The 16,794-nt window shown below is 66.8% G+C and carries 15 protein-coding genes and 1 tRNA gene; 8 read left to right on the forward strand and 8 right to left on the reverse strand.

The window, feature by feature from the left end:
• Window positions 1-12: 12 nt before the first annotated feature.
• The 6 genes from JW897_RS00645 to kynB all read right to left on the reverse strand — a co-directional run bounded on the left by JW897_RS00645 (window position 13) and on the right by kynB (window position 8,119).
• A complete protein-coding gene (locus tag JW897_RS00645) occupies window positions 13-807 on the reverse strand; it encodes a TatD family hydrolase (protein ID WP_048412994.1) in 795 nt (264 codons plus the stop codon).
• A gap of 18 nt (window positions 808-825) precedes the next feature.
• Complete coding sequence (locus JW897_RS00650) at window positions 826-2,583, reverse strand: ABC transporter ATP-binding protein (protein WP_240352029.1); 1,758 nt, start codon at window positions 2,581-2,583, stop codon at window positions 826-828.
• Window positions 2,573-4,345, reverse strand: coding sequence for an ABC transporter transmembrane domain-containing protein (locus JW897_RS00655; protein ID WP_205464839.1), 1,773 nt, complete (start codon window positions 4,343-4,345; stop codon window positions 2,573-2,575). Before JW897_RS00655 ends, JW897_RS00650 begins: the two co-directional genes overlap by 11 nt.
• 233 nt (window positions 4,346-4,578) lie before the next feature.
• Window positions 4,579-5,967, reverse strand: coding sequence for an amino acid permease (locus JW897_RS00660; protein ID WP_205464840.1), 1,389 nt, complete (start codon window positions 5,965-5,967; stop codon window positions 4,579-4,581).
• A gap of 236 nt (window positions 5,968-6,203) precedes the next feature.
• Window positions 6,204-7,457, reverse strand: a complete 1,254-nt coding sequence (kynU, locus tag JW897_RS00665; protein WP_205464841.1) for a kynureninase — start codon at window positions 7,455-7,457, stop codon at window positions 6,204-6,206.
• Window positions 7,458-7,465: 8 nt separating this feature from the next.
• Window positions 7,466-8,119: an arylformamidase gene (gene kynB, locus JW897_RS00670; RefSeq protein ID WP_048412999.1), complete on the reverse strand. Its 654-nt coding sequence runs from the start codon at window positions 8,117-8,119 to the stop codon at window positions 7,466-7,468.
• Window positions 8,120-8,257: 138 nt separating this feature from the next.
• On the opposite strand from kynB, the gene JW897_RS00675 reads away from it, so the two are divergent.
• From JW897_RS00675 to JW897_RS00685, 3 genes are all read left to right on the forward strand, one after another.
• Window positions 8,258-8,728 (forward strand): Lrp/AsnC family transcriptional regulator, encoded by a 471-nt coding sequence (locus JW897_RS00675; protein ID WP_048413000.1) that lies wholly within the window; start codon window positions 8,258-8,260, stop codon window positions 8,726-8,728.
• Between the two features lie 113 nt (window positions 8,729-8,841).
• Window positions 8,842-11,115, forward strand: coding sequence for a TonB-dependent receptor domain-containing protein (locus tag JW897_RS00680; RefSeq protein ID WP_205464842.1), 2,274 nt, complete (start codon window positions 8,842-8,844; stop codon window positions 11,113-11,115).
• A gap of 253 nt (window positions 11,116-11,368) precedes the next feature.
• The gene (locus tag JW897_RS00685; RefSeq protein ID WP_205464843.1) at window positions 11,369-11,926 is read left to right on the forward strand and encodes a DUF2939 domain-containing protein; all 558 of its coding nucleotides are present in this window, start codon (window positions 11,369-11,371) and stop codon (window positions 11,924-11,926) included.
• A 130-nt stretch (window positions 11,927-12,056) separates the two neighbouring features.
• Here the strand turns inward: JW897_RS00685 and JW897_RS00690 are convergent.
• Window positions 12,057-12,141, reverse strand: a tRNA-Leu gene (locus JW897_RS00690).
• 81 nt (window positions 12,142-12,222) lie between these two features.
• Window positions 12,223-13,119, reverse strand: a complete 897-nt coding sequence (gene rsmI, locus JW897_RS00695; RefSeq protein WP_205464844.1) for a 16S rRNA (cytidine(1402)-2'-O)-methyltransferase — start codon at window positions 13,117-13,119, stop codon at window positions 12,223-12,225.
• Between rsmI and JW897_RS00700 the strand changes: the two genes are divergently transcribed.
• The 5 genes from JW897_RS00700 (at window position 13,114) to JW897_RS00720 (ending at window position 16,789) form a co-directional block, all read left to right on the forward strand.
• On the forward strand, window positions 13,114-14,232 hold the full coding sequence (locus JW897_RS00700; RefSeq protein ID WP_205464845.1) for a penicillin-binding protein activator: 1,119 nt from the start codon (window positions 13,114-13,116) through the stop codon (window positions 14,230-14,232). The two genes, rsmI and JW897_RS00700, sit on opposite strands and share 6 nt — an antisense overlap.
• Window positions 14,232-14,567 (forward strand): YraN family protein, encoded by a 336-nt coding sequence (locus tag JW897_RS00705; RefSeq protein WP_048413005.1) that lies wholly within the window; start codon window positions 14,232-14,234, stop codon window positions 14,565-14,567. Before JW897_RS00700 ends, JW897_RS00705 begins: the two co-directional genes overlap by 1 nt.
• 22 nt (window positions 14,568-14,589) lie before the next feature.
• Complete coding sequence (locus tag JW897_RS00710; protein WP_048413006.1) at window positions 14,590-15,180, forward strand: phosphoheptose isomerase; 591 nt, start codon at window positions 14,590-14,592, stop codon at window positions 15,178-15,180.
• Complete coding sequence (locus JW897_RS00715) at window positions 15,177-15,761, forward strand: BON domain-containing protein (protein WP_240352030.1); 585 nt, start codon at window positions 15,177-15,179, stop codon at window positions 15,759-15,761. The genes JW897_RS00710 and JW897_RS00715 overlap by 4 nt, the downstream gene beginning before the upstream one ends.
• 233 nt (window positions 15,762-15,994) lie before the next feature.
• Entirely contained in the window at window positions 15,995-16,789 is a 795-nt protein-coding gene (locus JW897_RS00720; protein WP_205464846.1) for a DNA-binding protein, read from the forward strand.
• Window positions 16,790-16,794 lie beyond the last annotated feature (5 nt).

Below are 16,794 nucleotides of genomic sequence, written 5' to 3' on the forward strand. Positions count from 1 at the left end.
TGGGAGGGCATGTCAGCCGGCGATGCCCAGCGCGTCCAGGCTGTTGCGGCGCAAGGCGCGGCGCAGCTCAGGCTCCGGCACGCCGCGCAGTTCGGCCAGCAGCGCGCTGAAGGCGGCCAGATGGGCCGGCTCGTTGGGCCGGTCCTGGGCGAACTCGGGGCGGATGTCCGGCGCGTCGGTTTCCAGCACCAGGCCGGACAGCGGCAGCGTGGCCGCCAGCCGGCGGATGCGCTGCGAGCCGGAATAGCTCATCGCGCCGCCGAAGCCCAGCTTCATGCCCTGGCGCAGCATCGCTTCCGCCTGCTGCGGGCTGCCGTTGAAGGCGTGGGCGATGCCGAGCTCGACGCGCTGCTCGCGCAGGTGCTTGAGCACGCGGTCCACCGAACGGCGCACATGCAGCACCACCGGCAGCGCGTATTTGCGCGCCAGCTTCAGTTGCTCGACGAACAAGGCCTCCTGCCGCGCCGGGTCCAGTTCCGGCAGATAGAAATCCAGGCCGATTTCCCCCACCGCCTCCGGCCGCTGCTCGCGCAGCGCGCGCTCCAATTGCTCCAGATGCTCGTCCAGATGCCGTTCCAGATAGATGGGGTGCAGGCCGAAGCCTATCCAGCAGCCGTGGTCGCGGCGCATCGCCGCCGCCGCGTCGAAGGTGTCGGCGCGCACCGCCGGCACCAGGATCTGGCCGACGCCGGCGGCGCGCGCGCGCTCCAGCACGGCGGCCAGCATGGGCGCCAGTTCCGGCGCGTCCAGATGGCAGTGGGTGTCGATCAGCGCCTCGGGCGCGGGCAGGGCGGGGAAACGGTGCATGGCGGATTCGTCGCGGGCTCAGCCGGCTTCCGGCTGCAATTGCTGCAGCAAGTATAGCCGTTGGTAGATGCCGCCCACGGTCATCAGCTCCTCGTGATTGCCGGTTTCGGCGATCTGGCCGTGGTTGAGCACGATGATGCGGTCGGCGTCGCGGATGGTGGACAGCCGGTGGGCGATGGAGATCAGTGTGATCTGGCCGCGCAACCTCTCCAGCGCCCCTTGCACCAGCTGTTCGGTTTCGCTGTCGATGTGGGAGGTGGCTTCGTCCAGCAGCAGGATGCGCGGCCGGCCCGCCAGCGCGCGGGCGATGGCGATCAGCTGCTTCTGGCCGCTGGACAGCCGCGAGCCGCTTTCGCCCATATCGGTGTCGTAACCCTGTTCCAGCGCCAGGATCAAGTCGTGAGCGCCGGCGGCGCGCGCGGCGTCCTCGATCTGCTGTTGCGACAGCGGACGGCCCATGGCGATGTTGTCGCGGGCGCTGGCCGCCAGCAGGAAGGGTTCCTGCGGCACCAGGCCGACGCCGTCGCGGAAGGCCGCGTCGTCGAAGGCGTCCAGCGGCTGTTCGTCGATCAGGATCTCGCCGCTCTGCGGCGCGTAGAAGCGCAGCAGCAGCGACAGCAAGGTGGATTTGCCGCTGCCGGTGTGGCCGACGATGCCGATGAAGCCGCCGGCCGGAATCTCCAGCGACAGATCGGGCAAGACCGGCCGCTCCGGCTGATAGCCGAAGCTCACCCGGCGGAAGCTGACCGCGCCCTGGCCGATGCGGCCGCGGCCCTGGCCGGCCGCCGCGGCCGGTTCCTGCAGCAGCGCGTCCACCCGCGCCGCCGCCACCACCGCCTGTTGCAGCTGGCTGAACTGCATGGTGATCTGGATCAGCGGGTCCACCATGCGGCCGATATAGCTGATGAAGGCGTAGAGCACGCCGATCTGCAGCGCGCCCAGCGGCCGCTGGCTGAAGCTGTAGATCACCCCGGCCAGCAGCAGCACCTTCAGCAGATCCAGCGCCGGACGCAGCAGCCAGGCGTTGGCGCTCAGCTCCGCGATCCGCGCCCGGTAGTAGTTGCGGTTGGCCTGGTCGAAACGCGCGGCGAAGCGGCCGGTGGCGTTGGCGGCTTGCAGCACGCTCATGCCGGAGATGGATTCGGCCATTTGGGCGTTGATGTCGCTGCGCAACGCGCGGGCGCGGGTCACCGACGGCGCGCTCCAGCGCTGGTACAGCCAGACGATGGCCAGCATCGCCGGCAGCAGCAGTGCCGCCAGCAGCATCAGCCGCCAGTCCAGCCAGGCCATCGCCGCCATCACGCCGATGACCACGATGCTGCTGTCCAGCATCACGAACAGCACCTGCACGTACAAGGCCTTCACCGATTCGGTGTCGTTGGTGACGCGGCTGACCAGCTGGCCGGTGATCGCCTTGTCGAAAAAGGCCATCGGCAGCCGGATCACGTGGCGGTAAACCTGTTCGCGCAGTCTTTGCACCGAGCGCATCGCCACGCCGGACAGGCGCACCAGCTGCAGATAGCGCAGGCTGGAGGCGGCGTAGCCGGCCAGCAGACAGGCGAGCAGCAACAGGCCCATTTCCAGCCACTGCGGCGCGCGCGGCAGCAGGTAGCGGTCGATGAACACCTTGCCCAGCAGCGGCGACAGCGCCTCCATCAGCGCGGCGGCGATCAGCCACAGCGTGCCCCACAGCACATGACGGTTTTCCGGCGCGGCGGACTGGCGCAGCAGGGCCACCGCCCGCTTGCGGTTGATCGCGGACTGATCAGATTTCATCCAGGCTGGCCTCCAGTTGTTGATAGCGCCATTGGCTGGCGTACCAGCCGTTCAATTGCAGCAGCGCCTCGTGGCTGCCGGCTTCGGCGATGCCGCCGTGCTGCAGCACGATGATGTGGTCGGCGTCGGCCACCGCGGACAGCCGGTGGCTGGCGATGATCACGCTGCGGCCGCGGCGCGCCTCGCGCAGATGTTGCAGGATCTGGGTCTCGGTCTGGGTGTCCACCGCGGACAAGGCGTCGTCCAGCAGCAGCAGCGGCGCGTCCGCCAGCAGCGCGCGGGCGATGGCCAGGCGCTGGCGCTGGCCGCCGGACAAGGCCACGCCTTTCTCGCCCACCGGGGTGGCGTAGCCCTGGGCCAGGCGCAGAATGTCCTCGTGCACCGCCGCCAGCCGCGCCACGCGCTCGATGTCGCGTTCGGCGGCGTCCGGGCGCGTCAGCGCGATATTGTCGGCCACCGAGGCCGAGAACAAAAAGGATTCCTGCGGCACCCAGCTGATCGCCGCGCGCAAGGCGTCCATCTTGTATTCCTCCAGCGGCACGCCGTTCCAGCTGACGCTGCCGGCCGGCAGCGGATACTGGCGCAGCAGCAGTCGCAGCAGCGTGGACTTGCCGCTGCCGGTGGGGCCGACGATGCCCAGGGTCTGGCCGCGGCCCAGGCGCAGCTCGATCGCGCGCAGCGCCGGCGTGGTCTGGCCCGGGTAGGTGAAGTCCAGGCCGTGCCAGCGCAGTTCGCCGGCCGGCTCCGTGGCGTCGGCGCCGCTATCGTCCACGGATTCGGGCGCGCTCAGCACCGGCTCCAGCCGGTTCCAGCCAGCGCGGCCGCGCTCCAGCAGCGACAGCACCCAGCCGGCGGCGAACATCGGCCAGATCAATTGGCCCAGATACATGCTGAAGCTGGTCAGCGCGCCTATGGTCAGCTGCTGCTGCCACACCAGATAGCCGCCGACGCCCAGCGTGGCCGCCGCCGCGGTGCTCAGGGTCAGCCCCACCACCGGCTCGAACGCCGCCTCCCAGCGTTGCGCCTCCAGGCTGTTGTTGGAGGCGGAGGCGGCCAGGCCGGCCATTTCGCGGCTGTTGCGTTCCTCCAGGCCCAAGGTGCGCAGCGTGCGCACCCCGCTCAGCGTTTCCTGCACATGGTCGTTGAGCCGGCTGAAGCTTTGCAGCGAGCCAGCCCAGGCCTGATGCACGCGGCGGGTGATGCGCCAGAAGGCGAAGGCCATCAGCGGGAAGGGCAGCAGCGCGGCGGCGGCCAGCCGCCAGTCTATGCCCAGGGTCATCATCGCCAGCACCATCACCAGGGTCAGGCTGCCGTCGAAGCCGGCCAGCATCGCCTCGCCGGCGGCCATTTCCACCGCGTCGATGTCGTTGGTGGCGCGCGCCATCAGGTCGCCGGTGCGCTGATGATGGTAGAAGCCCGGCCCCTGGCGGCTCAGCCGCTGATACAGCTGGGTGCGTAATTCCACGCCCAGTTGGTAGGCGGCGGCGAACAGTTGCAGCCGCCAGCCGGCGCGCAGCAGATAGATGACCACGCCGAACAGCAGCAGCCAGCCCAGTTCGCGCAGCAGCTGCGGGCCGCCGAGCTCCCCCTTGGCCAGCAAGTCGACGATTTCCCCAATCTGGCGCGGAATCAGCACGGTGAGCACCGCCACGGCGGCCAGCATCAGCGCCGCGCGCAGGTAATAGGGCCAATGACGGAGGACGAAGCCGCGCAGCAGCGCGGACAGGCTGACGCCGGGGGCGAGATCGGACGGGCGTGGCATGGTGGGGGCGGGCTATCCGGATTGGGTATCGAGCAGAACATTCTAAGCCGAATCCGATGGCGGCGTCAGCGCTGTTTTCTATCCGCCGCGCTGCGCGGCAACAGCCATTTCGCCATGGGCATGCGCCGCGCGCGCAGCCGTTTCCGCCGCGGTTTAAGCCTTGTCCCGCGCTTGCGCGCGGGCCGGCCGCCGCCGCTCAGGCCGGGCGCGGGGCTCGGCCTGAGAGGTGGGGCTTAAGTCGTTTGCGCAGCCGGGGTCAGCCGCGGTTTGCGCACCTTGTGGAACAACACGACCAGCAACAGCAGGAAGGGCAGGCCGAAGACTAGGGTCAGCCGGAACACTTCGGTGAAGGCGGTGGTGATCATGATCGCCAGCATCAAGCCCAGCCCGGTCAGCGTGCTGTAGGGAAACAGGCGCATCTTGAACGGCAGCGCCAGCCCGCCGGCCTGGTCGTGGTGACGGCGGAAGCGCAGATGGGTGTAGAAGATCATCAGCCAGGTGAACATGGCGCCGAACATCGACAGCGAAATCATCAGCGTGAACGCCTGTTGCGGAAACAACACGTAGAGCACCGCCGCCAGCGCGATACCGCTGGTGGACAGCAAGAGCGCGTTGACCGGGATGCCGCGCGGGTTCAGCTTGCCCAGCGAGACCGGCGCGTCGCCGGCGCGCGACAGGCTGAACATCATGCGGGTGGTGATGTAGAGCTGGCTGTTCATCGCCGACAGCGCGGCCACCACCACCACGAAGTTGAGGATGCCGGCGGCGTAGGGAATGTTCAGCACCTGCATCACGGTGACGAAGGGGCTGTTGCCGGCGCCGATGCGGCTCCAGGGCACGATGGCGATGATCAGGCTCAAGGACAGCAGGTAGAACACCACCAGCCGTGCGATGGTGGCGCGGAAAGCCTGGCGCACCGCCTGTTCCGGGTTTTCCGCCTCGCCGGCGGCCACCGCGATCATCTCCACGCTCAGATAGCTGAAGATGGAGATCACCACCGCCACCCACATGCCCCAGACGCCGTTGGGGAAAAAGCCGCCGTCGGCGCTGAAGTTGCGCGCGCCGTAAGCCGGATCGCCGCTGCCCCACACCAGGTAGCAGCCCATCAAGATGAAGGCGACGATGGCGAAGATCTTGATGGAGGAGAACCAGTACTCCACGGTGCCGAAGGCCTTGACATTGGTGGCGTTGACGCCGATCAGCGCGCTGGAGAACAGCAGGATCCAGATCCAGGGCGGCGTGTCGGGAAACCAGTAGCGCATGTATTCGGCCACCGCGGTGATCTCGGTGCCCACCGCCATCACCACGCTGACCCAATAGCAGTAGCGCACCAGGAAGCCGGCCAGCGGGCTGATGTAGTGCTCGGCGTAGGCGCCGAAGGAGCCGGAGGTGGCGTGCGCCACCGTCATCTCCGCCAGGCAGCCCATCAGCAACAGGGTGATCAGGCCGCCGATGGCGTAACTGAGCACCACGCTGGGGCCGGCGAAGCCGATGGCGAACTTGCTGCCGAGAAACAGGCCGGTGCCGATGGCGCCGCCTATGGCGATCATGCTCATCTGTCCGGCGGTCAGCCTGCGTTGCAGGCCTTGTTCCCGGTCCTTGATGTCCTGGAAGCTGCTCATGGTGTTTCTCCTCTGTAGATGGCGCTGTGTGCGGGATCTGACGTCCCTTGCGCTGTAGAGCCGCCGCGCGGCTAGGCCGCGCGCCATGCGGGGTTGAGTGTCTGTTTAAAGCCTCGCGAGCAAGAGCGAGACAAGGCGAAAACGGCTGAAGAAGCGGAATGTACAGGTGGTACATGAGCATTCTGAAGCCGTTTTTAACGCCGTATCGCCGAAGCGCAGCAGGCTTTGAACGGCACTCAGGTCACCGCGCCGCGGCGGTGGAACTCCGGCTTGTCCCAACTGCCGCTGTCCAGGATTTCGCGCAGGATCTCCACCGCGTCCCAGATGTCGGCGTGGCTCAGATAGAGCGGGGTGACGCCGAAGCGCAGCACTTCCGGCTCGCGGTAGTCGCCGACGACGCCGTTGGCGATCAGTGCCTGCATCACCGCGAAGCCCTGCGGGTGGCGGAAGCTGACATGGCTGCCGCGGCGCGCGTGCTCGCGCGGGGTGATCAGGGTCAGCGGGTGGCCGCCGCAGCGCTGTTCCACCAGTTCGATGAACAGATCGGTCAAGGCCAGCGATTTGGCGCGCAGCTGTTGCGGGTCCACCTGCCGCGCCACCTCCAGCCCGCACTCCACCAGGGCCAGCGACACGATGGGCTGGGTGCCGCACAGGAAGCGGCGGATGCCTTGGGCCGGCGCGTAGTCGGCGGCCATCTCGAAGGGCTTGGCATGGCCCCACCAGCCGGACAAGGGCTGCCAGAAAGCGTTTTGGTGGCGCGGAGCCACCCAGATGAAGGCCGGCGATCCCGGGCCGCCGTTCAGGTATTTGTAAGTGCAGCCCACGGCGAAGTCGGCGTCCGCGCCGTTCAGGTCCACCTGCAGCGCGCCGGCCGAGTGCGCCAGGTCCCAGATCGCCAGCGCGCCGCGTTGATGGGCGGCGCGGGTGACCGCGGCCATATCGTACAAATAGCCGGTGCGGTAATTGACGTGGGACAGCAGCAGCACCGCCACCTCGTCGTCCAGCGCCTGTTCCAGCGGCAGCGCCTCGTCGATCAGGCGCAGCTCGTAGCCCTGCTGCAGGAATTCGATCATGCCCTGGATCATGTAGAGATCGGTGGGGAAGTTGTCGCGCTCGGACAGGATCACCTTGCGCTCCGGATGCGCCTGCCGCTGGATGCGCAAGGCCGCAGCCAGCGCCTTGAACAGATTGAGCGAGGTGGTGTCGGTGACCACGGTTTCGCCGGGGCCGGCGCCCAAGAGCGGCGCCAGCTTGTCGCCCAGCCGAGACGGCAGTTCGAACCAGCCGGCGGTGTTCCAGCTGCGGATCAGATCATGGCCCCATTCGCGGGTGATCACCTGCTGGCTGCGCTCCAGCGCGCCCTTGGGCAATACGCCCAGCGAGTTGCCGTCCAGGTAAATGGTATTGGCCGGCAGCTCGAAGCGCTGGCGGAAGCCGGCCAGCGGATCTTGCTGGTCGGCGGCGAGACAAGTTTCGCGAGTGTGTTTCATGGCGGGTCCTACACGAGGGGGGTGGAAACGGGCAAGGGTCGCAGCACGGCGCGCACCGGGCTGGCGTCCAGGTCCATCAACTTCAGCGGCAGCGCGATCAATTCGTAGTCGCCCTCCGCCGCATGGTCCAGCAGCAGCTGTTCCAGAATGGCCATGCGCTGACGCGCGGTGGCGTGGTGAGCGTCCATGGTCTTGCTGTCCATCGGGTCCAGCGAGGCGGTGTCGACGCCGATCAGCCGCACGCCCTGGCCGCCCAGCCAGTCGATGGCGGCGGCCTCCACGCCGGGGAAGTCCGCGTCCCAGGCTTCCAGCGGGTAGCGCTCGTAGCTGCGGATCAACAAGCGCGGCGGCAGCGCGCCGGGCAGGGCGGCGAGCCGGGCCTGGATCTGCGTCAGCCGGATCAGCGGGCCGGGGGCCAGGCAATGGATCAGCCGGCAGGGCCCCAGATAGGCGTCCAGCGCCACCTGGCCTATGCCCTGGCCGGCGGCCTGGAAGTGGGCGGGCGCGTCGGCGTGGGCGCCGCTGTGCGGCGACAGCGTCAGCCGCGCCACATTGACCGGACAGTGGGCGTCCAGTTGCCAGGCCGGGCTGGCCTTGAAGTCGGTGTCGCCGGGCCAGACCGGCAGGCCGGCGCGCAGCGGGGGGCTGATGTCAAGCAACATGGAGCGGCTCCAGGGAGGGAAATCTTGGAATCATGCTAGCACCAAGGCCTGCGCCAGAAATTGCAAGTTGGTGTTGCTAATGGCATGCTTTTCGCAGGAACTGCAGCGGAACGGATAGATGACGATGGGAAATTGCAAATGCAACTCGACGCGATAGATTGCCGGATTCTTTCCGCATTGCAGCACAACGCCAGGCTCAGCAATCAGGACCTGGCCGACCAAGTGGCTCTGTCCCCGTCCGCCTGTTTGCGGCGGGTGCGCGCGCTGGAAAGCCAGGGCCTGATCCGCGGTTATCACGCGCAGCTGGACCCGGGTCTGCTGGGTTATGAATTGGAGGCCATCGTGCACGTGACGCTGGATCGGGCGCGCGAAGACTGGCACGAAGACTTCATCGAGCGCATCCGGCAGTTCGAGGAGATCGCCGCCGCCTACATCGTCGCCGGTCCCAGCAACTATGTGTTGCACGTCCGTTGCCGCAACCTGGCCGCCTTCAGCGGCTTCATCGTGGAGCGGCTGAACCGCATTCCCGGCATGCGCGACATCTGCTCCTATATTGTGATGCGCACGCTCAAGGATCAGCGCTGGCAGGTGCCGCTGGGCGGTAAATAGCCGCGTGCCTGGTGGGGGCGGCGCGTAGAGGGTCTTGGTATAATTACCGTTGTTAATGAGAATCATTAGCATTAACTTCGGCGCTCCTACCCAAAGCACCCCCCACCCATATCATGAAATATCGGAGTCTTTCCGCCTGCCTATTGCTGTCGGCGGCCTATCCGCAAACCCTGCTGGCCGCCGAGGACACGCCGCCGCAGCTTGAAAAAATCAGGGTCACCGCCGAGCGCAAGGTCAAGCCCGCCGGCGCTTCCGCGCTGGACGCGGACCAATTGCGTCGCGGGCGCGGCACCGGCAACGCCGACATCTTCTCCGCCCTGCCCAGCGTGCAGGCCAATAATATCCGCAACGAGGCCGGCGCCATCGACCTGGGCATCCGCGGCCTGCAGGGCGAAGGCCGGGTGCCGGTGGTGATTGACGGCAGCCTGCAGTCCACCCACACCGCTCGCGGCTACCAGGGCACCAGCGACCGAACCTATATCGATTCGGACCTGATCACCAAGGTCAGCGTGGAAGAGGGGGCCAGCAACGGCGCCTTCTCCAGCGGCGCGATCGGCGGCCTGGTGCAGATCCGGACTCTGGGAGTGGAGGACGTGCTGCGCCCCGGCAAGGATTTCGGCGTGTTGCTCAAGGGCAGCGCCTACAACAACAACAAGACGCCCCGGGTGCCGGACGGTGAGCGCGACCAAGCGTATTACCAATTGAACAACGGTCTCAGCCCGCGCACCTTTAACAACGGCTCCGCCACGCTGGCGCTGGCCTACCGGCAGCCGGGATTCGACGCCTTGCTGGCCTACAGCAAGCGACGCACCGGCAATTACTTCGCCGGCAGCCACGGCTTCGACGGCTACCCGGAAGCCGTGGTGTCGCGCGGCCAGGAAGTGGTGAACACCAGTTACGAGAGCGATTCGCTGCTGGCCAAGCTGGGTTTCGCGTTGGACGACGCGCAGCGCTTGAAGCTGATCTTCCGCCGCCACCGTCAGCAAGCCGGCGAACTGTTGGCCGCCTACTGGTACAAGAACTCCAACGACAAGAACTTCAACGAGTTGCCGCCGGGCGTGGAATCGATGCCGCAATGGGCGCTGGGCAGCGCCGTCGTGCACGCCTACAGCGCCCAATACACTTTCACCCCCAGCGACAACAGGCTGATCGATCTGAACCTGGGGGTGTGGGCCACCGAGGCGGATCTGGACCAGCACAACGGCTTGTGGGCCGGCCGCCCCGGCGCCTCTTACGGCGACCAGTACATGCATGCCTACAACAACAAGCGCCACGGTTTCAATCTGCTCAACCGTTCGGAACTGGAGGCGCTGCCCCTGAGCCTGAGCTACGGCCTGGCCGTCCAGCAAGAGCGCACCCAGCCCACCAGCCGCTACACCGAGCAGCCGCGGCCGCTGGTGGCGTCGCGCAACGGCGTGCGCAACGAACGCAGCCTGTTCGCCAACGCCGTGCTGTCCTATCCCTGGGCCCGCTTCACTTTGGGCACGAATCTGCACGGTTCGACCACGCGCGACTACGCGACCAATCTGGAAGCGGATTACGCGCCCAAGCTGGACCTGACCGGGCAGATCGACGTCCACCTGGCCAAGTGGCTGGATGTTTACGCCAAGGGCGGCCGCGCCTACCGCATGCCCAGCCTGTACGAAACCACCACCTCGTCCGAGGTGTTCAGCTACAACCCGTACAATCCGCTGCGGCCGGAGCGTTCGCTGAACCTGGAGCTGGGGCTGCGCGCCGGCTTTGAGGATGTCTTCGTTGCCAAGGAGAAAATAGGTTTCAAGGCCAGCTATTTTGACAATCAGGTGCGGGATTACATTTCCAGCGCCTGGCTGGAGTCAACACCGGGCATGCCGTGGTGGAAAGGGAATCTGACCTTCCTCAACTACGATAAGGTGGAATTGCGCGGCTACGAATTCGGTTTCAACTACCGCAACCCCTCCTTCTTTGTGGATGCCGCAGCCACCCTGTATCTGGAGCCTGAGGTGTGCTCGGCCAGCCAGGCTAGCCGACGCAAGGCCTCAAACTGCAATGACAACGGTTTCGAATGGAGCTTGATCCCTACCCGCATTCCACCGCGAAGCCAATACGTGATCAGCGCCGGCAAGTATCTGCTGGACGGAGATCTGACCGTGGGCGGACGGTGGCGCTACCATTCTGCCAAGACCAATCCAGCGGGCTGGTTGCAAGGCACCGGCGCGCGACCGGTGCTGGAACTGGCGTCCGAACGGCTGGTGGACCTGTTCATCGAATACCGGCTGAACAAGCAGGTCAATCTGAATTTCAATGTGGACAACCTGACCAACCGCTATGCGGTGGACCCCGGCTCGGTGATCAGCATGCCTATTCCGGGCCGGACCATCAGGATGGGGATGGAAGCGCGCTTCTGAGAACCAGTTCAAAGCCTGCTGCGCTTCAGCGATACGGCGTTGAAACCCACTTCGAGATGCTCATGTACCACCTGTACATTCCGCTTTCTCAGCGGTTTTCGCCTTGTCTCGCTCTTGCTCGCGAGACTTTGAACAGGCTCTGAGCCGCCGGCCGCGTGTTTTTTACCGCGGCCGGCGGGAATCTGCGCGCCGGCCGCTGGTCTGTAGACACTATGAGCCGCGGACGCGGCCGTTCGATTCAGGGGGATTAAGAATGAGCATAAAAGCGAAACTGGCGCTGGGCGTCGCGGTATTGGCTTTGGGCGCGTGGTTTTACGCGACCCCGTATCTGGCGCTGCGCGGCATGCAGCAGGCCTTGGACGCGCGCGACGCGGCCAAATTGTCCGGTTATGTGGACTATCCGGCGCTGCGCAACAGCCTGAAAGAGGCCGTTGCGCCCAAGGCGGTGCTGGAATTGAACCAATCCAAGGACAAGAACCCGTTGGCGGCGATGGGCGCCGCCATTGCCGACGCGGTGATCGCGCCGGTGGTGGACGCGATGGTGACGCCGGAAAGCCTGGCCTTGATGATGCGGGGGATCAAGCCTCAGCCGGGCTTGCCGCAGAGCGGCGCCGACGAGCCGGCGGCCGGCGGCGGCGAAGCGTCGGGAGAGCCGCGCGCCGGCGTCGACACGGCGATGGGCTACGAAGCCGTAGACCGCTTCGTGGTGACGGTGAAACGCAAGGACAAAACCGAACAGCCCCTGGGTTTGATCTTCAAGCGCGACGGCTGGTTCGGCTGGAAACTGGCGGCGGTGCGCTTCGCCGAATGAGGGGCGAGAGCGAGGCCGCGTAGCGCATCCGGGGCCAGGCGAGGCTTCGGCCTTGCCGGGCGACGGGCAACAAAAAACCCGCAGAGCTTGCGCTGTGCGGGGTTTTTGGGGTTTCGGCCTGCCAAGTCGCTGGTGCCCAGAGTCGGACTCGAACCGACACACCTTGCGGCGGGGGATTTTGAATCCCCTGCGTCTACCAATTTCGCCATCCGGGCGTCTTCGGCATTCCGAGAAAACGAATGATAGCGACAGCAAATCGCTTTGTAAATCCTTTTTTCCTGGCGCTTGGCCGCGGCTCAACCCTGTTTCAGCTTGAGCGCGAGGTCGTAGAGCTGCTTGCGGTTGCCGTCGCAGATCTGCGCGGCCAGCGAGGCCGCCTGCTTGGTGGGCAGTTCCGCCGCCAGCAGCTTGAGCACGCGCACGGTGTCTTCCGGCACCGCGTCGTCGGCGTCCTCGCGCGCCGGCGCGGCGTCCAGAATCAGCACGATCTCGCCGCGTTGCTGGTTGGAATCGGACTCCACCCACGCCAGCATCTCCCCGGCGGGCAGATTGCGGAAGGTTTCGAAGGTCTTGGTCAGTTCGCGCGCCAGCAGCAGGCGGCGTTCCTCGCCCAGCTCCGCGACAATGTCGCGCAGGGTATCGACGATGCGATGCGGCGCCTCGTAGCACACGGTCAGATGCGGCGCGGACAGCCATTGGCGCAGCGTCTTGCGGCGCTCGCCGCTCTTGGGCGGCAGGAAGCCGTGGAACAGGAAGGACGGCGCGGTCAGTCCGCTGGCGGACAGGGCGGCGATCACCGCGCTGGAGCCGGGCACCGGCCGCACCGGCAAGCCGGCGGCGCGCACCGCCTCCGCCAGCCGCGCGCCGGGATCGGACACCGCCGGGGTGCCGGCGTCGGACACCTGCACCACGATCTGGTCTTCGGACAGCCAGCGCACCACTTGCTCGGCCATGCCGCGCTCATTGTGCTCGCGCAGGCTGACCAGGCGTTTGACGTGGATGCCGTAGGCGGACAACAGTTGTCCGGTGACGCGGGTGTCTTCGGCGCAGACCACGTCGGCGGCGCTGAAAGCCGCCAAGGCGCGGGCGCTGATGTCGGCCAGGTTTCCAATGGGCGTGGCCACCACATATAATGTGCCGCGACAGAAACTTTCCCTGGCTGATTCAAGCAGATGAGCGAACGAAGTATGCAAAGACTGACTCCGCTGTTGGTTGGCGTCTTGATGACTTGGTTGACGCCGACAATGGCGCAAACCCCGGACTATATCATCCAAAGCAATACCGCGCCGCTCAAGTTGCTGGGCCAGCCGGCGCCGAAACCGGCGGCGCCGGCGGCCGCGCCGCGAGACGCCAGCGCGACGGCGGCGAAGCCGCAGCCGGCCGGCGGCCGTCTGCGCGTCGGCCTCTTGCTGCCCACCGGCTCCGCCACCCTGGGCGAAGCCGCCGCGGTGGTGCGCAGCGGGGTGGAGGCGGCGGCGAGCGTGGATCAGAACGCCGAGCTGGTGCCCATAGCGGCCTCCGAGGACACCGCCGTGGCCGGCTACAAGCAGGCCCTGGCCAGCGGAGTCAATGTGGTGATAGGGCCGCTGTCGCGCGGGGCCATCGCCGCGGTGGCGCCCGCGGTCACCGTGCCCACACTGGCCTTGAACTCGATAGGCCGCGAAGTGCCGGCCAATCCCAAACTGTTTTCATTGTCCCTGATCGTCGAGGGCGAGGCGCGGCAGGTGGCGCGCCTGATGCACGAAGACGGCCGGGCCAACCCCTTGCTGTTGTTCGGCGCGGACAGCCTGTCCCAGCGGCTGCGCCAGGCCTTCATCGACGAATGGCGGGTGCTGAGCCGCGGCAAGTCTCCGCTGGCGCTGGAAGCGAAGCCGGACGGCCTACCGGCGATTCTGCAGGCGGCGGCCGGCGCCGACGCGGTATTCATGGCGCTGGACGCTCACGAGGCCGGCATCGTCAAGGCCGCGCTGGCGCCGGAGCTGCCGGTGTACGGCACCTCCCAGCTCAACGGCCGCGGCAGCGCGGTGGCGCTGGCCGGCGTGAGAGTGATAGACATGCCCTGGTTCCTGATGCCGGAGCACCCGGCGGTGAAGCGTTATCCGCGGCCTGCGGCGGCGCTGACGACGCAGACCGAGCGCCTGTACGCGCTGGGCGTGGACGCCTGGCGGCTGGCGGTGCTGCTGGCCGGCGCGCGGCAACCGACCGGGCTGAGGCTGGACGGCGTCACCGGCGATTTGAGGCTGGGACGCGACCGCCTGTTCGAGCGCCAGTTGCCGATGGCGGTGTTGAGCGTGGAGCAGCCGTAGTGAACCCGCAGGGCCGGCTCGCCGAAGACAAGGCGCTGGCCTGGCTGCTGCAGCGGGGCCTGACGCTGGTGGAGCGCAACTGGTCCTGCCGCGGCGGCGAAATTGATCTGATCATGCGCGATGGGCGCTATTGGGTGTTCATCGAAGTGCGCCATCGCGCCAGCGCGGCCTTCGGCGGCGCGGCCGCCAGCATAGGCGCGGCCAAGCAAAGGAAACTCATGCTGGCCGCCGAGGTCTATCTGTCCCAAAAGGGAATAGACGCGCCATGCCGTTTTGACGCGGTGTTGACCGTGGGCGGGGCGGAGCCGCAGTGGTTGCAGAATATTTTCATGTAGTGTTGAAAGATAAGGATGTCCCATGGATTTGATTGACCGCGTCAGCGGGCATTTCCTGGAAAGCATCGCCGTCAAGCAGGAGGCGATGGAATTGCTGTCGCCGGCGATAGCCGCGGCGGCGGAACAGATGGTGGCTTGCCTGATGAACGAAGGCAAGATTCTGGCTTGCGGCAACGGCGGTTCGGCGGCGGACGCGCAAAACTTCGCCGCGGAAATGGTGGGGCGCTTCGAGAAGGAGCGTCCGGGCTTGGCAGCGCTGTCGCTGGCCACCGACGGCTCGGCCCTGACCGCGATCGGCAACAATTACGATTTCGACATGGTGTTTTCCAAGCAGGTCAGGGCCCTGGGCCACACCAACGACCTGTTGTTGGCGATTTCGGCGTCCGGCAATTCCGCCAACGTGATCGAGGCCATTTACGCGGCGCATGAGCGCGGCATGAGCGTGATCGCCTTGACCGGCATGGACGGCGGCAAGGTGGCCGAGATCCTGTCGCCGGAAGACATTCAGTTGATCGTGCCGGCGATGCGCAGCTGCCGGATTCAGGAAGTGCATACCCTGGTGGTCCACGCCCTGTGCGACACCATAGATTACATGCTGTTGGGAGGTGAATGATGAAGCGTCGCGTATTCGCGGTATTGTTGGCTGCTGGCTTCAGCAGCGCTCTGAGCGGTTGTTTCGGCGTAGTGGCGGCGGGCGCGGCCGGCGGCGCGCTGGTGGCCACCGATCGCCGCACTAGCGGCGCCTATGTGGACGATCAGGGCATCGAGCTGAAAGCCGCCGACCAGATCGGCAAGCAGCTGCCGTCCGCCCATGTCAACACCACCAGCTTCAACCGCGCGGTGCTGTTGACCGGAGAAGTGCCCAGCGAGCAGGCGCGCCAGCAGGCGGAACTGACCGCGCGCGGCATCCCCAATGTGCGCCGCGTGTTCAACTACACCGTGGTGGCGCCGTCGTCCGGCTTCTCCGAGCGCAGCAGCGACACCTGGGTGACCAGCAAGGCGCGCACCCGGCTGCTGGACGGCAAGGGCTACAACCCGAACAACGTCAAGGTGGTGACCGAGCGCGGCGTGGTCTACATGCTGGGCATGGTGACCCAGGCCGAAGGCGCGGCCGCGGCCAAGGTGGTCAGCGAGACCTCCGGCGTGCAGAAAGTGGTGACCTTGTTCGAATACATCAACGACATCGCGCAGTGACGCGGATGTCCCGCGACGACAAGCCCGGCTTTGGCCGGGCTTTTTCATTGTCCGGCGGCGCGAATACGGAAAATCTCCGGTTTTTTTAAGAAAAATCCTATGTCCGCTGGCCGGCGGTTCTGCTGGAATCTGCCTTGCTGCCGAAACCCCGTGTTTCGGCGCATTTCTGACGCCCGGCCGTAGCCGGGCGGTACCGGCAACGCAGTTGGCAAGACGGGCGAGGACGCGGCTTTATGAACCAGGCGGGCAAGATATCGACGGAGGCGCGGGAGCGCATCATTGCGGCGGCGGCGGAACTGTACGAGAAGTCCGGCCGCAAGCGGCATCCCTCCGTCGACCAGGTCCGTCAGCTGGCGGGCGTGGACATGGACGCCGCCAGCGTGGTGCTCAAAGACTGGCGACGGGTGCAGCCGGCGATGGCGGCGGCCTTGGACGGCGAGGTGCCGGAAGGCGTCAGCCAGGCGGGGTTGGCCGCGCTGGAGGCGATCTGGACGCAAGCCAAGGCCTTGGCCAACGACAGCTTGAGCGCCGCCCAGGCCGCCTGGGAGCGCGAGCGGGCCGAACTGGACCAGCTGCGCGCCGAGCTGGCCGGCGCTTTCGAACGCCAGGCGGCGGAGCTGGACGCCACCCGCCGCCAGCTGTCGGCCTCGCTGGCCTTGACCGCGCAGCAGGCGCAGGACCTGGCGGTGGCGCAGCCGCAGGCGGAAGCGTTCCGCGAGCGCATGGACAAGGCCGAGGTTCGCGTCGGCGAACTGGAGCGGGAGCTGTCCGAGGCGAAAAGCGAGCTGCTGCGGGCTCAGAACGAGTTGCGGCTGAGCGCCGCCGACGGCCGGGCGGCGGAAACGGCGCTGGCCAAACTGCGCGGCGAATTGCTGCAATCCGGCGCCAGCGCCGCGATGAAGGCGGAAGTGGCCAGGATCAAGACGCCGCCCAAGCCAGTGGTCGCGCCGCAGGCCGGCGAGGAGCCGTCCTTGACGGCCGCCTACACGCCGCAGCCGGCCGCCGAGGACATTCTGAAGTTTCGTTGACGCCT

The sequence above is a fragment of the Chromobacterium alkanivorans genome, assembly GCF_016937655.1.
Lineage (GTDB): Bacteria > Pseudomonadota > Gammaproteobacteria > Burkholderiales > Chromobacteriaceae > Chromobacterium > Chromobacterium alkanivorans.

Excerpts from the sequence above, each read along its gene's own strand:
- JW897_RS00675 (WP_048413000.1), top strand. The coding sequence starts at position 8,258 with ATGCAACTCGACGCGATAGATTGCCGGATTCTTTCCGCATTGCAGCAC.
- JW897_RS00655 (WP_205464839.1), bottom strand. The coding sequence starts at position 4,345 with ATGCCACGCCCGTCCGATCTCGCCCCCGGCGTCAGCCTGTCCGCGCTG.
- JW897_RS00710 (WP_048413006.1), top strand. The coding sequence starts at position 14,590 with ATGGATTTGATTGACCGCGTCAGCGGGCATTTCCTGGAAAGCATCGCC.
- JW897_RS00700 (WP_205464845.1), top strand. The coding sequence starts at position 13,114 with ATGCAAAGACTGACTCCGCTGTTGGTTGGCGTCTTGATGACTTGGTTG.
- JW897_RS00660 (WP_205464840.1), bottom strand. The coding sequence starts at position 5,967 with ATGAGCAGCTTCCAGGACATCAAGGACCGGGAACAAGGCCTGCAACGC.
- JW897_RS00645 (WP_048412994.1), bottom strand. The coding sequence starts at position 807 with ATGCACCGTTTCCCCGCCCTGCCCGCGCCCGAGGCGCTGATCGACACC.
- JW897_RS00680 (WP_205464842.1), top strand. The coding sequence starts at position 8,842 with ATGAAATATCGGAGTCTTTCCGCCTGCCTATTGCTGTCGGCGGCCTAT.
- JW897_RS00720 (WP_205464846.1), top strand. The coding sequence starts at position 15,995 with ATGAACCAGGCGGGCAAGATATCGACGGAGGCGCGGGAGCGCATCATT.
- JW897_RS00715 (WP_240352030.1), top strand. The coding sequence starts at position 15,177 with ATGATGAAGCGTCGCGTATTCGCGGTATTGTTGGCTGCTGGCTTCAGC.
- JW897_RS00685 (WP_205464843.1), top strand. The coding sequence starts at position 11,369 with ATGAGCATAAAAGCGAAACTGGCGCTGGGCGTCGCGGTATTGGCTTTG.
- kynB (WP_048412999.1), bottom strand. The coding sequence starts at position 8,119 with ATGTTGCTTGACATCAGCCCCCCGCTGCGCGCCGGCCTGCCGGTCTGG.
- JW897_RS00650 (WP_240352029.1), bottom strand. The coding sequence starts at position 2,583 with ATGAAATCTGATCAGTCCGCGATCAACCGCAAGCGGGCGGTGGCCCTG.
- kynU (WP_205464841.1), bottom strand. The coding sequence starts at position 7,457 with ATGAAACACACTCGCGAAACTTGTCTCGCCGCCGACCAGCAAGATCCG.